Below are 15,638 nucleotides of genomic sequence, written 5' to 3'. Positions count from 1 at the left end.
GCAGCTCTAGCTCATGTTCGGGAGCGGTTGGCGCTGCGCACAGCGCCAACCTACAGGGTTAACCCTTCAGCAGCCTTACAGCGCGCCGGCTTCCTTGTAGAAGCGCTCGGCACCCGGATGCAGCGGGATCGGCAGATTCTTGGCGGCGCCTTCCAGCTTGATGTCCTTAGCCGCCGAGTGGGCGTTACCCAGGCGCTCAAGGTTGTCGAACATCAGCTTGGTCATCTGGTAGGCCACTTCATCGGACACGCCTTCATGGCTGACCAGGATGTTGTTGATCGCCACGGTCGGTACATCGCTGTCCTGGCCGTCATAGGTGCCGGCTGGAATCGCTGTGGCCTGGTAGGCGGCGTTGTCGATCTTCGCAGTGACCTCAGCCGGAATGGCGACGAAGGTGATCGGCAGGGTTGCGGCCAGGTCGCGAATCGCCGCCATGCCCAGGCCCGAGGACTGCAGGGTGGCATCCAGCTGACGGTTCTTGATCAGCTCAACCGACTCGGCGTACGGCAGAAACTCCACCTTGCCCATGTCTTCATAGCTCAGGCCGGCAGCCTTGAAGATGGCGCGGGCGTTCAGCTCGGTGCCGGATTTCGGCGCGCCCACGGAGATGCGCTTGCCTTTCAGATCCGCCAGGGTGGTGATGCCAGATTCCTTGCTGGCAACGATCTGGATGTAGTTCGGGTAGGTGCCGGCAATCGCCCGCAGCTTGCTCAGCGGCGCCTTGAAGCCGGCGTCTTCCACGCCATTCCAGGCATCGGCTACCGAGTCGCCGAGGGCGAAGGCCAGTTCACCGCGACCGGCTTGCAGCAGGTTGAGGTTTTCCACCGAGGCCTTGGTCGCCTGCACCGAGGTCTTTGCGCCGTCGATGCCGTTGCCGTAGAGCTGCGACAGGGCCACGCCAATCGGGTAGTACACGCCGCTGGTGCCACCGGTGAGTACGTTGATAAAGGTCGGCGCGGCGAGTACCGCAGTGCTCGCGGTCAAGGCGGCGGCAGCGGCAAACAGGCTGAAACGTTTGGTCATTCGCATGGAAGAGTCTCCGTCGTTGTTATGGCTTTATGCAGAGGTTTTCACTGTAGACGCTGCGCGCCACCCAGGCGGCGTGCAGCGCCGGGACTAACGCAAGGGCGAAAAGGAGCAGAGGCTCACGCGCGGCCTGAGCCGAGCGCACAAGAGATGGGCGGTTGATACGGGACGCGCCAGGCGCGCAGATGCTGCGGGGCAGTGCATGGGATTCACCTCTTGTCTTTCTTATAGAGGCCAAGGCAATCGAGTGCCTGGCTGACAAGGGCTATAGCAGATGCCGTGCCAGCGAAGGAAAAGCCCGTGCTAGAGCGGTTTTGTTGCGCTGCACGGCTGTTCTGCCCGCGGTAATAAGCGGAAATCCGCCAGTGCAAAAACCGGGATAAGCGAAATTCCGCCGAGACTGGAAGCGTAGCCCGGATAAGCGCAGCGCAATCCGGGGCCGCGACCCGGATTGCGCCAAGGCTTATTCGGGCTACGAGCGTTCAGCGTCATCCCCCGACACAGCTGTTGTAGCCCGGATGCAATCCGGGGCATTGGTGGCGCTCATAGGCGTCCCGGAGTACATCCAGGCTACGAGCTATCAGTCGTCTTCGCTGCTGCCGGCCGGTCGATAGCTGCTGCGCTGCAGGCCGTGACGCTGCATTTTCTCGTTGAGGGTGCGGCGTGGCAGCTGCAGCAGCGCCATCACCTCGGCGATATTGCCCTGGCAGTGCTGCAGCGCGCGGTGCAGGCATTGCGCCTCGAAAGCCTCCATCTGCTCGGCCAGCGATTGCTGCGGCAGCCCCTCGCCGCTCTCCGCTGCGCCACTCAGGCCCAGGGCGTGGCGTTCGGCAGCATTGATCAGCTCGCGTACGTTGCCCGGCCAGTCGTGCCCGAGCAGGCGGGTCAGCTCGCTGGGTGGCAGGCTTGGCAACTCGCGGCCATGACGTTGCGCGGCCTGCTGAGCGAAGTGTTCGAACAACAGCGCAATGTCCTCGCGGCGTTCACGCAGCGGCGGAATGCGCAGGGTGGCGACATTCAGCCGGTAGTAGAGGTCTTCACGGAAACGCCCGGCTTTGACCTCATCAAGCAGGTCCGGTTTAACCGCACTGATCACCCGCAGGTCGACGCGGATGCTCTTGTTCGAACCCAGGCGCTCCAGGGTTTTCTCCTGCAACACGCGCAGCAGTTTGACCTGCTGGGCCAGCGGCAGGCTTTCCACCTCGTCGAGGAACAGCGTGCCGCCGTCGGCATGTTCGATGCGGCCGATACGCTTGCCCTGCGCGCCGGTAAAGGCGCCGCTTTCATGGCCGAACAGCTCGCTCTCGAACAGGTGCTCTGGTATCGCCGCGCAGTTCAGCGCGACAAACGGCTTGCCGGCGCGGTTGCTGAAATCATGCAGGCAACGGGCAACCCGCTCCTTGCCGCTGCCGGTGTCACCGCGCAGGAGGATATTTACCGAAGTGCCAGCCAGTTCGAGGATCTGCCGGCGCAGGGTTTCCATCGGTTTGGAGACCCCGAGAAGCTGCGCCTCGATCTGATCCTTGCGGGCGAACTGCTGGCGCAGCTGGCGGTTTTCACAGACCAGACGGCGCTTGTCCAGGGCGCGGCGCACGCTGTCGAGCAGGCGCTCGGGGGTAAAGGGCTTTTCGATAAAGTCGTACGCCCCCTGGCGCAGCGCCTGCACCGCCATCGGCACATCGCCATGCCCGGTGATCAGAATCACCGGCAGGTCGCGGTCACGCTCCAGCACGCTGTCGAGCAACTGCAGACCATCGGTGCCGGGCATGCGCACATCGCTGATGATGATGCCGGGGTAATCACGCTCGACCAGCGCCAGCGCGGCCTGCGCCGTGGCACAGCTGTGCACGCTGAAACCGGACAGCTCCAGCCACTGCTGCACCGCCTCGCGGATGGCGGCTTCATCGTCGACAACTATTACCTGCCCGGTCATATCACCTCCTGATCAATCGGCGGCAGTGTAATGCCTTGGTATTTTTCCAGGCTACGCGCCTCTTAAGTGCTGCCAACAGCACTAGAGGACGCTGCAAAACCGTAGGAGCGGCCTTGGCCGCGATGTTTCTCAATTGACCTCGATTCGCGGGCAAGCCCGCTCCTACAACAGCAAAGCCTCTCGACAAGACATCTAGCCTACGCATTTGGCGCTGCCGGCAGGCGCAGGGTAAACACCGCGCCCTGCTCGCCATTGGCCGCCTCGAGGCTGCCGCCCAGTTCACGGACGATGCCGTAGGACACCGCCAACCCGAGGCCCAAGCCGGCGCCCACTGGCTTGGTGGTAAAGAACGGCTCGAACACATGCTCCAGCGCCTCGCTGGCGATCCCACCGCCGCTGTCGGCGATGCTCAGCAGGCACTGCTCGGCCTGACGCTCGATACGAATCTGCAGTTGCCGTACGACGCTGTCCGCCATGGCATCCAGGGCATTGTTCAGCAGGTTGAGCAGCACCTGCTCCAGGCGAATCGCATCGCCCAGCACCCGCGCCTCGCTGTCGATCTCACTGTGCAGCTGCACCTGTTCGCTGCGCAGACGCGGCGCCAGCAGTTGCAGGGCCTGCTCCAGCACATCGCTCAGGCGCAGGTGCTCGCTCAGCCCCGCCGGGCTTTTGCGGGCAAAGGTTTTCAGGTGGCCGGTAAGCCCGGCAATACGCTGCAGCAGACCATCGATACGCTGCAGCCCTTCGCGCACGTCGTCCTGCCGACCGCTGTCGAGCAGCAAACGCAGGCTGCCCAGCTGCATCTGCATGGCGGTCAGCGGCTGGTTGATTTCATGGGCCATGGCCGCCGACATCTGCCCCAGCGCCGCCATCTTCGCCGCATGCACCAGGCCTTCCTGAGCCTCGCGCAACTCGGCGGTGCGCAGCGCCACCTCACGCTCCAGGCGCTCACGAATACCGGCTTGCAGGCGCTGCGTCTTGCGCCGCTGGGCCAGGTAAAGCAGCAGAAACGCCAGGGTCATCCACACCCCGGCGGCGGCCAGGCGGTAGCTGCGTACGCTGTCGACCAGGGTTTTCGGTTCGTGCAGCAGGTGTAGGGTCCAGCCTTCGTCATCCAGCGGCTGGCGTTGCCAGAGGTAGTCGCGCGGGCCGTCCGGGCCCTCGACCCGGCGCCACTGGCTGGCGCTGTCGATCTGCCGACGCAGCGTGCTGGGCAGCGGCTGCAGCGCCTGTTCGGCGTATTTGCGCACCTCCACCAGCTCGGCGCGGGCCTGCTCGCTCAAACTGTCGAGGGCGAGAAAACGCCAGGCCGGGCGGTTGCTGAGGATCACCACCGAATAGCTGTCGGCCACCAGCAACACGCCGGGCTGGCTGGCCCATTCGCGCTGTAATTCTTCCAGCTCCAGCTTGACCACCAGCACGCCGAGCACCGTGCCGTCGTCATCGCGCACCGCATGGGAGAGGAAATAACCAGGGATGCCGGTGGTCACACCCACCGCAAAATAACGCCCGGAAGACTGGCGCACGGCATCCTGAAAATACGGGCGGAAGGCGTAGTTGTTGCCGACAAAACTGCTCCAGTCGCGCCAGTTGCTGGCCACCAGGGTCTCGCCCTTGTCGTTAAGCAGATACAGCACATTGGAACCGGCGGCGCTGTTGAGCTGCTCCAGGCGCTCGTTGAGTGTGCTGCGCAGCAGGCTGTCCGTCGGCGCACGCAGCAGCGACTTGATATCGCTGTCCAGCGCCAGCACCTCGGGCACCGAGCGGAAGCGCTCAACCAGGGTGTGGATCGACTGCGCATATAGCTGCAACTGCCCACGCGCCTCCACGCTGCGCTCTTGCCAGGCGCGCTGCTCGGCATAACGCCCGGCCAGCCAGATGCTCGCCAGCAGGCCGAGCAGAATCAGCAGGACGATCAGGGCAACGCGGTAACGCAGCAGAAAGGCAGACATGCGTGGCTCGCAACAAGGCGGAGCCGGCATGGTAAGACAAAGCACCGCGCCGCGCAGTGCGCAGCCGCTCGACTGTTTGAACAAGTGCCAGCGGCCGCTATAGTCAGCGCTGGCGGCACGCCGATTTAACCAGGTATGCATGATGAGCACCGAGCAACAGGCCACCACCCCACGCTTCTGGCGCGACCCCGCGCTGCCCTTCGTGGAAACGCGCGAAGCCCTCGATGGCCGCCTGCTGTGCTACGCCAAGCATTCCCATGAGTGTTTTTCGATCGGCACCATCACCCAAGGCCGCAGCACCTACCTCAATGAAAAGGCGCGCGGGCAGGTCGCCGCCGGTACGCTGGTGCTGATGAACCCGGGTGACGTGCATGCCTGCAACCCCGTGGATGGGCAGCCCTGGTCGTATCGTATGTTCTACATCGACAGCACCTGGCTGGGCGACCTGCAACACCAGCTGGGCTTCAGCCATAACCAGCCCCTGCAGCCCTTCTCTGCCATCCTCAGCAGCGACCCTGAACTGTTCAACGGCCTCAATCAGCTGTACGACATGCTCAACGCGGCATCGGTCGATCATCTGCGCAAAGAGTGCGCCCTGCTCGACTATTTCAGCACCCTGCAACAGCGCCTGGCCCCCGCACCGGCTCCTCTGCGCGAGGACAACCCGCGTATTCGCCTGGCCGCAGAATTTATCCGCGCGCACTGCACCCAGACGCTCAAGCTGGAAGACATCTGCAGCGCCGCCGAGCTGTCGCCCTCGTACCTGATTCGCAGTTTCCGCCAGCACTACGGCATGACCCCGCATGCCTACCTGCTCAACTGCCGCGTGCAAGTGGCCCAGGCCGGGCTGAAGCGTGGCGAGTCGATTGCCGAGGTGGCGCTGGACGCCGGCTTTGCCGATCAGGCGCACTTGCAGCGCACCTTCAAACAGCTGCTCGCCGCCACCCCCGGACAATATCGCCGCGCCTGATCAGACCAGCAGATAAAGCGCCGACAGCACCAGCAGCAAGGCCAGGACGCGATTGAACCGGCGCAGGTACAGCGGATTCTCCAGATACTGGCGCAGGTAAACCCCGGCCAGCGCCCAGCAACTGATCGACAGATAACAGATCACGAAATACAAGGCCGCGAACTGCCCCACGCGCCACAGATCACCATCTGCCGCATAGGCGCCCATGCCTGCCATCGAGGCCAGCCAGGCCTTGGGGTTAAGCCACTGCATCAGCGCGCCCTTGAACAGCGACGGGCGCTGCTGCGCGTCGTTGCCACTCAGCTGCCCGTCCGCCCGGGCCAGACCGTAGGCCATGTACAGCAGAAAGGCGACGCCAAACCAGGCCACCCATTGCGTCAGCGCCGGCCACTGCTGCAACAGCTGTTGCAAACCCAGGCCCATGGCCAGCAGCAACGCGGTAAAGCCGAATGTCGCCCCGGTGACATGGCGCATGCTGCTGCGCAGCCCATGGCTCGCGCCAGCGCTAAGCGCCAGCAGGTTGACCGGGCCAGGAGAGATCGAAGCAGCGAGGGCAAAACCCGCCATGGAATAGAACAGCGTATTCATCACACACCTGTCAGCACAACCAAAGGAAGCGTCAGGCTGACAGCCGCGCAATGCGCTGTATTGAAGGAAAATGCCCTGTCAGGGTATGTGCCAACAGGGCAGAGATCATCACGGCTGGGTGTGATTCGCCCGCTGCAAAATCCCATCCGCCAGCCACTGACGCAACCAACCTACCGCCTGAGCTGGCGCTTGTTCGCCGAGATGCGCCAGCTCGCCGCACAGTTCGGCGAAGCTCCAGCCGTGCACGGTCATGCCCTGCAATGCCGCCGCCTCATCGGCCGCCAGACTGCGATAGCGGGTAATCAGCTGATCGCGCCAGATCACGCAGGTCTCCACCTCCTCCAGCGGCTGACTACCGGGGAAATCGCCCTGCTCCTTGCACGCGCGCCAGAGCGCCAGGCTGTTGTGCCGACAAACCAGCCACTGCACGCTCGGCAGCAGGCGAACCTGCAGGGTCGGCCAGTCTTCGGCCGGCAGTTCGGCCATTTGCGTCAGGCTCAGGGGCAGGCCATCCGGCGCATCGAAGGCCAGGGTAAAAGCCCATTCCAGCCGCGCTAGTTCACTGAGCGGCGCAGCCTGGGCCGGTACCAGATAGCCGTCGATAAAGTCAGCCAGCTGCGCACCGAGCCAGCGCAAGCTGAAATGCTGCGAGGGGTGCGCATCGAGATAGGCCAGAGCCAGAGCATCGAATTCCTCATCACCGAGCCAGCCGTGCACCGCCGGATAATCACCCCGTAACGCTTCCAGCAGACGCGCGCGGTAGGCGTTGTGGTAAATCGCCAGGCCCTGTTCGGCACTCAGCGCCGCGCTGCCCAGCAGACTGGCGTGCAGCGCCGGGCTGGGCTGGGCAGCGGGGCCCTGCAGGTAGGCCTGCACCTGCGCCTGCCAGTCACTCAGGCGCATTGCGGCGTGCCTTGCAGCGCCTGGGCGGCAAACCGGCGGGCAGTGTTCAACTCGTCGAGCAACACATCCAGGTCGGGAAAATGGTCGTCGCGCTCCAGCAGCGTGGACACCGGCCCGAGGTGCTGCAGGGTGCGTTGATAAAGCTGCCAGACCGGATCACTGACCGGCTGATCATGGGTGTCGATCAGGTAGCTGCCGTAGTCGCTGTGGCCGGCCAGGTGCAACTGACGGATACGCTGCTTGGGCAAGCTGCTGATAAAGGTCCAGGCATCGAAGCCGTGGTTGCGCGCGCTGACGTAGACATTGTTGACGTCCAGCAACAGCTCGCAGCCGCTCAGTTCGCTGAGCGCGGCGAGAAACTGCCATTCGCTGAACTGATCATCGGCGCAGCGCAAATAGCTGGAGACGTTTTCCAGCACCAGCGGCCGTTCGATCACGTCCTGCACCTGACGCACCCGTGCGGCCACATGCTGCAGGCTCTCCTCGGTATAAGGTAGCGGCAGCAGGTCGTGCAGCTGGTGGGCATTGCCCCGGCTCCAGCACAGGTGATCGGAGATCCATGCTGGCTGCACGCGCGCGGCGAGGTGTTTGAGCTGACGCAGGTAGTCGCGGTCCAACTCATGCGGGCCGCCAATCGACAGCGACACGCCATGCATCACCAGCGGGTATTGCTCGCCGATGGCATCGAGAAAGTAGAGGGCCTTGCCGCCCGCTACCAGGTAATTTTCCGAGACGATCTCGAACCAGTCGATCGCCGGCCGTTGTTCGAGAATGGCTTGGTAATAGGTGCTGCGCAGGCCCAGGCCGAAACCCAGATTGCCGCGTTGAGCATTCATCGCTGGCTCCTTGCAGGGTGATGCGGGGCAACCGCACGGCGGCCGCCCCGGCTCACTTACTCGCCGACAGTACCTTTGGCGGCATTGCACTCAGCGAGGGTCATCGACTTGAAGCCGTGACCTTTGCAAGCACCCTGGCCTTTGCAGCTGTTTTCAGCGGTCTTGCAGTCATTCTGGCCTTTGCAGGACGTGACGCCGTAGCAATGTACTTTGGCTTCTTCAGCCGCAACGACAGTGCCGGACATGCCGGCGAACATGGCAGCAGCAGCGAAGGCGATGGCGGCACCAGTAGCAGCGGTGGATTTCATGGTCATGTGCGTATCCTCGGGTGATCTGGGTGAGCCGGACGAAAAAGGGTTTGTGTGCCGGCATTCAACTAGAGCGACGAGACAAGCAGGCGTTACAGCGGCGCTGAAAAAAACTTCAGCCGTTCAGCGCTGCTATAGAAGCACGAATGTACCCCTGCAATCGCGGGGGATGTTAATAGGCAAGCAGGGGAGTCCACCTAGGCAGCGCCGTCTGCTTAGATCAGCAAACGACTAGCAACACCTAGAGATGGATCTCTGCACCTTTGATACCGAGAAGCCGCAGCTCTTCGATCAGGCTATTGAGGTCGGCGAAGGACTCCACCTGCTCCTGGTCATCGACCAGAAAAAAGCTGGTGCCCGCGCCTTTCTTCAACAGCACGATCCACTCCCGGGTGTTAGACGGGTTGGCGATGACATGGATATCCAGGAGCAAGCCCTGGGCCTGCTTGCTCCTTATGTCTTCACGACGCATCAGCTGGTGCCTGCTTACTCAACCGTTACGCTCTTGGCCAGGTTGCGCGGCTGGTCAACGTCGGTGCCCTTGAGCACGGCGACGTAGTAGGACAGCAGCTGCAGCGGAATGGTGTAGAGGATCGGCGCGAGGGCGTCGTGGATATGCGGCATGTTCACCACGTGGGTGCCCTCGCCATTGCTCATGCCGGCCTGCTGATCGGCAAACACCACCAGCTCGCCGCCACGGGCGCGCACTTCCTGCAGGTTGGATTTGAGCTTTTCCAGCAGCTCGTTGTTCGGCGCCACGGTGACCACCGGCATGTCGCTGTCCACCAGCGCCAATGGGCCGTGCTTGAGCTCGCCAGCCGGATAGGCTTCGGCGTGGATATAGGAGATTTCCTTGAGTTTGAGCGCGCCTTCCATCGCCACCGGGTACTGCGCGCCGCGGCCGAGGAACAGGCTGTGGTGCTTCTCGGCAAACAGCTCGGAGACTTTCTCCACCACGCTGTCCATGGCCAGGGCTTCGCCCAGGCGGGTCGGCAGGCGGCGCAGCTCTTCTACCAGCTCGGCTTGCAGGGCTTTATCCAGGGTGCCACGCACCTGCCCGAGGGCCAGGGTCAGCAGCATCAATGCCACCAGTTGGGTGGTAAAGGCCTTGGTCGAGGCCACGCCGATTTCCGGGCCGGCCTGGGTCAGCAGGGTCAGGTCGGATTCGCGCACCAGCGAGCTGATGCCAACGTTGCAGATCGCCAAGCTGGCCAGGTAACCGCCTTTCTCAGGTGCATGCTCCTTAGCGTTGCGCAGTGCGGCCAGGGTGTCGGCGGTTTCGCCGGACTGGGAGATGCTGACAAACAGGGTGTCTGGCTGTACCACCACCTTGCGGTAGCGGAACTCGCTGGCTACTTCGATCTGGCAAGGGATGCCAGCCAGACCTTCCAGCCAGTAACGGGCGACCATGCCGGCGTGGTAACTGGTGCCGCAGGCAACGATCTGTACGTTGCGCACCTTGGCGAACAGCTCGGCAGCCTGCGGGCCGAAAGACTGAACCAGAACGTGGTCGGAACCCAGGCGGCTTTCCAGGGTGCGTTGCACGACCTTGGGCTGCTCATGGATTTCCTTGAGCATAAAGTGGCGGTACTCGCCCTTGTCGGCGGCCTCGGCACCTTCGTGGTACTGCACGCTCTCACGCGTCACCGACTGGCCGGCGGCATCCCAGATCTGCACGCTGTCGCGCTGGATCTCGGCGATATCGCCTTCTTCCAGGTACATAAAGCGATCAGTCACTTGCCTCAAGGCCAGCTGATCGGAGGCAAGGAAGTTTTCGCCCAGACCCAGGCCGATCACCAGTGGGCTGCCACTGCGCGCGGCGACCAGGCGATCCGGCTGCTTGCTGCTGATTACCGCCAGGCCGTAGGCACCGTGCAGTTGCTTGACCGCCTGTTTCAGCGCGGCCGTCAGGTCCGCCTGCGTTTTGAGGATGTGGTCGAGCAGGTGCACGATCACTTCGGTGTCGGTGTCGGAGCTGAACACGTAGCCCAGGCCCTTGAGCTCCGTGCGCAGTTCTTCGTGGTTCTCGATAATGCCGTTGTGCACCACCGCCAGGTCATGGCCGGAGAAGTGCGGGTGGGCATTGCGCTCACTTGGCGCACCGTGGGTAGCCCAGCGGGTGTGGGCTATTCCTAAGCGACCGGCCAGTGGTTCAGTGCTCAGCGCGCTTTCCAACTCGCTGACCTTGCCGACACGACGGCGGCGATCGAGATCGCCCTGCTCGGTCAGCAGCGCCACACCGGCACTGTCATAGCCGCGGTATTCCAGGCGCTTGAGGCCTTCAACCAACACGGCGGTGATATTACGTTCAGCGACTGCGCCTACGATGCCACACATAATCTTCTCCTTAAGCTTCAACAGCCGCGCAGATCAGCTTGATGCCGCGCTCGGTTAATTGTTCACGAGCCTCGGGGCTGAGGCGCTCGTCAGTGATCAGGGTATGGATGCTGCTCCAAGGCAGCTCCAGGTTGGGAATCTTGCGGCCGATCTTGTCGCTCTCGACCATCACCACCACTTCGCGGGCCACCTCTGCCATCACCCGGCTCAGGCCGAGCAGTTCATTGAAGGTGGTGGTGCCACGGGTCAGGTCGATGCCATCGGCACCGATAAACAGCTGGTCGAAGTCATACGAACGCAGCACCTGCTCGGCGACCTGGCCCTGGAAGGATTCCGAATGCGGGTCCCAGGTACCGCCGGTCATCAGCAACACCGGCTCGTGTTCCAGCTCGCTGATGGCACGCGCCACGTTCATCGAGTTGGTCATCACCACCAGGCCGGGTTTGTGGCCAAGCTGCGGGATCATCGCTGCGGTGGTGGTGCCACTGTCGATAATGATCCGCGCATGTTCACGAATGCGCGCCACACCCGCGCGGGCGATGGCCTGCTTGTACTGGGAGATCGGCTGGATATCGCTGATCAGCTCCTGCGGCATCGGCACTGCACCGCCGTAGCGGCGCAGCAGCAAGCCGTTCTTCTCCAGGGCTGCGAGGTCTTTGCGGATGGTCACTTCAGACGTGGCGAAGGCTTTCGACAACTCATCCACACTCACCTCACCTTGCTCGGCGAGCAGGGCAAGAATGGTGTGTCGACGTTGCGGAGTGTTGCGTTTCGACATGCTAAGTTTCGATTCGAAAGATAATGGCGCGAATCAAAACCTAATGAAGCTTGTCCGTCAAGCGGGAATCGACATCTGGCGATGCGGGCCCAAGCTATCTTCAGCGGGTTGGCAGAAGCTGGTTCGGGTCCAGATAGAACATCTTCTTCCAGCCTTGGGTCGATTCGTCCGCCCGCCAAGGCAGCGGCAACAGGCTGACAATCGAGTAATGCAGGTGCGCCGGTTTTCCTCGCGCGTTACCCGTATCGCCCACCGTGCCGAGCACGCTGCCAGCCAGCAGCGGTTGGCCAGGGTAAGCGTCGATGGTGTCTAGATGAGCGTAATAATGCATGCGCCATTTCGGCCCCAGGGCGAGCACCACTTTGCCGCCCTGCGCGAGCTCACCGCGAAACAGCACCAGACCATAGCTGGCAGAAAACACTGGCGTGCCCTGTTTGGCGAAGATATCGATGCCCTTGTGCACGCCGGAGCGGCCCCAGGGCTCGAACCAGAAGGTGCGCGGATGCCAGTCCCGGTTACTAGCGCCCTGCACCGGAATCTGCGGCCATTCCGGCAGCACGGCCCAGACCAGAAACAGCGCCGGGATTATCCAGCGTTTGCGTAGCGGCATCCTTGCCAACTCCATCAGCTCTTCTTGGTCGGGCGCTTCCAGCCCTCGATATTGCGCTGTTTGGCGCGGCCGACCGCCAGGGTGTTGGCCGGCACATCGCCGGTAATCACCGAGCCGGCACCGGTGGTGGCGCGATCACCCAGCGTCACCGGCGCGACCAGGGCGCTGTTGGAACCAATAAATACGTCCTCGCCCAGAACCGTCTTGAACTTGTTGGCGCCGTCGTAATTGCAGGTGATGGTGCCAGCGCCGATATTGGTGCGCGCACCGATCTCGGCGTCGCCCAGGTAGCTCAGGTGCCCGGCCTTGGCACCCTCGCCCATTTTGGCGTTCTTCAGTTCGACGAAGTTACCCACATGAGCTTTGGCGCCCAGTACCGAGCCCGGACGCAGGCGGGCGAATGGACCGCAATCGGCACCCTCACCCACTTCAGCCCCTTCCAGATGGCTGTTGGCTTTGACGATGGCGCCTTTGCGCAGGACCGAGTTCTTGATCACGCAATTCGGGCCGATCTGCACACCGTCTTCGATCAGCACTTGGCCTTCGAGGATCACGTTGATATCGATCGACACATCACGGCCTACCGTGACTTCGCCGCGCAGGTCGAAACGCGCCGGATCGATCAGGGTCACGCCCTGCACCATCAACCGACGCGCTGCACGGTATTGATAGTGGCGCTCCAGCTGCGACAGCTGGATGCGGTCGTTGGCACCCAGCACTTCCATCTCGTCAGCCGCCTGCTCGGTGGCGACGACCAGACCATCGGCCACGGCCATGGCAATCACGTCGGTGAGGTAGTACTCGCCCTGGGCGTTGCTGTTGGACAGACGACCCAGCCAGTCGCCGAGTTTTTTCCCCGGCACGGCGAGAATGCCGGTATTGCCTTCACGGATCAGGCGTTGTTCGGCGCTGGCGTCCTTGTGCTCGACGATGGCCTTCACCACGCCCTGCTCATCGCGGACGATACGGCCATAGCCGGTTGGATCGTTCAGGTTAACGGTCAACAGACCAAGCTGTTGTTCGCTGACTTGTTGCAGCAGACGCTGCAGGGTTTCCACTTCGATCAGCGGCACATCGCCGTAAAGGATCAGCACACGCTCGGCGCTCAATGCCGGCAACGCCTGGGCCACAGCATGACCAGTGCCAAGCTGCTCGCTCTGCAGCACGAAATTCAGGTCATCCGCCGCCAGCTGCTCACGCACCCGCTCCGCGCCATGACCAATCACCACATGAATGCCTTGCGGTTTCAGCAGACGGGCGGTGTCGATCACATGACCAAGCATGGATTTGCCGGCAACCGGGTGCAGGACTTTCGGCAAGGCGGAACGCATACGGGTGCCTTGGCCGGCGGCGAGGATAACGATATCGAGCGACATAAGAGCAGATTCCAGGCAGACGAAGGCGGGCTAAATCCCTAGCCCGACCCACTGAAAAGGTAAAAACAGCAGGCAAAGAAAAAGGGTAGCCAAGGCTACCCTTTTACTCGTTTGCGATGAAGCGCCGGAATTAACCGCCGAACTTCTTGCGCAACTGCTGAACGGTACGCAGCTGAGCCGCGACCTCGGCCAGGTGAGCAGCAGCGGAACCGTAGTCGAACTCCGCGCCTTTCTCATTCAAGGCTTTCTCGGCAGCCCGGAGGGCTTCCTGAGCAGCAGCTTCATCGATATCGGCAGCACGCTGCACGGTATCGGCGAGAACTTTCACCACACTCGGCTGAACTTCGAGGAAGCCGCCGGAGATGTAGAACACCTCGGCTTCGCCACCCAGCTTGACCAGACGAATCGGACCCGGTTTGAGGTCGGTGATCAGCGGCGCGTGGCCTGGAGCGATACCGAGATCACCCAGGTTACCGTGCGCAATCACCATCTCGACCAGACCGGAGAAGATCTCGCCTTCTGCGCTGACGATGTCGCAATGGACTGTCATAGCCATGTCTAACCTCACGTATCGATCTGCCTACACACTACTACGCGTATCGGCAGACCGTAAGCGCCCGTTGCCGGGCGCACGGGTGATTACAGTTTCTTCGCTTTCTCGACAGCTTCTTCGATGCTGCCAACCATGTAGAACGCCTGCTCTGGCAGGTGATCGTAGTCACCTTTCAGAATGCCGCTGAAGCCGGCAATGGTGTCCTTCAGGGAAACGTACTTGCCTGGCGAACCGGTGAAGACTTCGGCCACGAAGAACGGCTGGGACAGGAAGCGCTGGATCTTACGAGCACGGGATACCAGTTGCTTGTCTGCTTCGGACAGTTCGTCCATACCCAGAATCGCGATGATGTCCTTCAGCTCTTTGTAGCGCTGCAGTACGTACTGCACGCCGCGAGCGGTGTCGTAGTGCTCCTGGCCGATAACCATCGGGTCCAGCTGGCGCGACGTCGAGTCGAGTGGATCGACCGCTGGGTAGATACCCAGGGAAGCGATGTCACGGGACAGTACAACGGTGGCGTCCAAGTGGGCGAAGGTGGTCGCCGGGCTTGGGTCGGTCAGGTCGTCCGCAGGTACGTATACGGCCTGGATAGAGGTGATCGAACCGGTCTTGGTCGAAGTAATACGCTCTTGCAGAACGCCCATTTCTTCGGCCAGGGTCGGCTGGTAACCCACCGCGGAAGGCATACGGCCCAGCAGTGCGGATACTTCGGTACCGGCCAGGGTGTAACGGTAGATGTTGTCCACGAAGAACAGAACATCACGGCCTTCGTCACGGAACTTCTCGGCCATGGTCAGGCCAGTCAGTGCTACGCGCAGACGGTTGCCTGGTGGCTCGTTCATCTGACCGTAAACCAGGGCTACCTTGTCGAGAACGTTGGAGTCCTTCATCTCGTGGTAGAAGTCGTTACCCTCACGAGTACGCTCACCCACACCGGCGAACACGGAATAACCGCTGTGCTCGATGGCGATGTTACGGATCAGTTCCATCATGTTTACGGTTTTGCCTACACCGGCACCACCGAACAGACCGACTTTACCGCCCTTGGCGAACGGGCAAACCAGGTCGATAACCTTGATGCCGGTTTCCAGCAGCTCGTTGGAGCCAGCTTGCTCGGCGTAGGTCGGTGCGGCACGGTGAATGCCCCAACGCTCTTCTTCGCCAATCGGGCCAGCTTCGTCGATCGGGTTGCCCAGCACGTCCATGATACGGCCCAGGGTTTTCACCCCAACCGGTACCTGGATACCTGCGCCAGTGCTGCCGACGTTCAGGCCACGCTTGAGGCCTTCGGTCGAACCCATCGCAATGGTACGTACCACGCCGTCGCCCAGCTGTTGCTGAACTTCCAGGGTGGTTTCGGCGCCGTCTACTTTCAGCGCTTCATAAACACTCGGCACTTGATCACGCGGGAATTCCACGTCGATAACGGCGCCGATGATTTGAACGATACGTCCGCTACTCATCTTTG

Annotated in this window: 15 protein-coding genes; 1 reads left to right on the top strand and 14 read right to left on the bottom strand. The window is 62.3% G+C overall.

Annotated elements, in window-relative coordinates; genetic code table 11:
* Positions 1-75: 75 nt before the first annotated feature.
* The 3 genes from ACOCLD_RS03055 to ACOCLD_RS03045 form a co-directional block, all read right to left on the bottom strand.
* Positions 76-1,029, bottom strand: coding sequence for a TAXI family TRAP transporter solute-binding subunit (locus tag ACOCLD_RS03055; RefSeq protein WP_257776429.1), 954 nt, complete (start codon positions 1,027-1,029; stop codon positions 76-78).
* Positions 1,030-1,606: 577 nt separating this feature from the next.
* The gene (locus ACOCLD_RS03050) at positions 1,607-2,959 is read right to left on the bottom strand and encodes a sigma-54-dependent transcriptional regulator (protein WP_422910799.1); all 1,353 of its coding nucleotides are present in this window, start codon (positions 2,957-2,959) and stop codon (positions 1,607-1,609) included.
* Positions 2,960-3,156: 197 nt separating this feature from the next.
* The gene (locus tag ACOCLD_RS03045) at positions 3,157-4,911 is read right to left on the bottom strand and encodes a sensor histidine kinase (protein WP_422910798.1); all 1,755 of its coding nucleotides are present in this window, start codon (positions 4,909-4,911) and stop codon (positions 3,157-3,159) included.
* Positions 4,912-5,053: 142 nt separating this feature from the next.
* Between ACOCLD_RS03045 and ACOCLD_RS03040 the strand changes: the two genes are divergently transcribed.
* Complete coding sequence (locus tag ACOCLD_RS03040) at positions 5,054-5,881, top strand: AraC family transcriptional regulator (RefSeq protein WP_422910797.1); 828 nt, start codon at positions 5,054-5,056, stop codon at positions 5,879-5,881.
* Here ACOCLD_RS03040 and ACOCLD_RS03035 read toward each other — a convergent pair whose 3' ends face one another.
* The 11 genes from ACOCLD_RS03035 to atpD form a co-directional block, all read right to left on the bottom strand.
* A complete protein-coding gene (locus ACOCLD_RS03035) occupies positions 5,882-6,469 on the bottom strand; it encodes a LysE family translocator (RefSeq protein ID WP_422910796.1) in 588 nt (195 codons plus the stop codon).
* A 108-nt stretch (positions 6,470-6,577) separates the two neighbouring features.
* Positions 6,578-7,372 carry a DNA-binding domain-containing protein gene (locus ACOCLD_RS03030; RefSeq protein WP_422910795.1) on the bottom strand — a complete coding sequence of 265 codons (795 nt, stop codon included), beginning with the start codon at positions 7,370-7,372 and terminating at the stop codon, positions 6,578-6,580.
* Positions 7,363-8,208, bottom strand: a complete 846-nt coding sequence (locus ACOCLD_RS03025; protein WP_422910794.1) for a DUF692 domain-containing protein — start codon at positions 8,206-8,208, stop codon at positions 7,363-7,365. Before ACOCLD_RS03025 ends, ACOCLD_RS03030 begins: the two co-directional genes overlap by 10 nt.
* A gap of 56 nt (positions 8,209-8,264) precedes the next feature.
* Complete coding sequence (locus ACOCLD_RS03020; protein ID WP_422910793.1) at positions 8,265-8,522, bottom strand: hypothetical protein; 258 nt, start codon at positions 8,520-8,522, stop codon at positions 8,265-8,267.
* 235 nt (positions 8,523-8,757) lie between these two features.
* A complete protein-coding gene (locus ACOCLD_RS03015; RefSeq protein WP_422910792.1) occupies positions 8,758-8,988 on the bottom strand; it encodes a hypothetical protein in 231 nt (76 codons plus the stop codon).
* A gap of 14 nt (positions 8,989-9,002) precedes the next feature.
* Complete coding sequence (gene glmS, locus ACOCLD_RS03010; RefSeq protein ID WP_422910791.1) at positions 9,003-10,853, bottom strand: glutamine--fructose-6-phosphate transaminase (isomerizing); 1,851 nt, start codon at positions 10,851-10,853, stop codon at positions 9,003-9,005.
* A 10-nt stretch (positions 10,854-10,863) separates the two neighbouring features.
* Positions 10,864-11,631: a DeoR/GlpR family DNA-binding transcription regulator gene (locus ACOCLD_RS03005; RefSeq protein WP_233683097.1), complete on the bottom strand. Its 768-nt coding sequence runs from the start codon at positions 11,629-11,631 to the stop codon at positions 10,864-10,866.
* Between the two features lie 100 nt (positions 11,632-11,731).
* Positions 11,732-12,241, bottom strand: a complete 510-nt coding sequence (locus ACOCLD_RS03000) for a M23 family metallopeptidase (RefSeq protein ID WP_422910790.1) — start codon at positions 12,239-12,241, stop codon at positions 11,732-11,734.
* Between the two features lie 14 nt (positions 12,242-12,255).
* Positions 12,256-13,617: a bifunctional UDP-N-acetylglucosamine diphosphorylase/glucosamine-1-phosphate N-acetyltransferase GlmU gene (gene glmU, locus ACOCLD_RS02995; protein ID WP_422910789.1), complete on the bottom strand. Its 1,362-nt coding sequence runs from the start codon at positions 13,615-13,617 to the stop codon at positions 12,256-12,258.
* 130 nt (positions 13,618-13,747) lie between these two features.
* Positions 13,748-14,173 (bottom strand): F0F1 ATP synthase subunit epsilon, encoded by a 426-nt coding sequence (locus tag ACOCLD_RS02990; RefSeq protein ID WP_160013932.1) that lies wholly within the window; start codon positions 14,171-14,173, stop codon positions 13,748-13,750.
* Between the two features lie 83 nt (positions 14,174-14,256).
* Entirely contained in the window at positions 14,257-15,633 is a 1,377-nt protein-coding gene (atpD, locus tag ACOCLD_RS02985) for a F0F1 ATP synthase subunit beta (protein ID WP_160013933.1), read from the bottom strand.
* Positions 15,634-15,638 lie beyond the last annotated feature (5 nt).

Origin of the sequence: Pseudomonas cimarronensis, from assembly GCF_049331905.1 — a bacterium.
Classification (GTDB): domain Bacteria; phylum Pseudomonadota; class Gammaproteobacteria; order Pseudomonadales; family Pseudomonadaceae; genus Aquipseudomonas.
The sequence above is the reverse complement of the archived record's forward strand: the minus strand, read 5'-3'. Positions and strand labels throughout refer to the sequence as shown.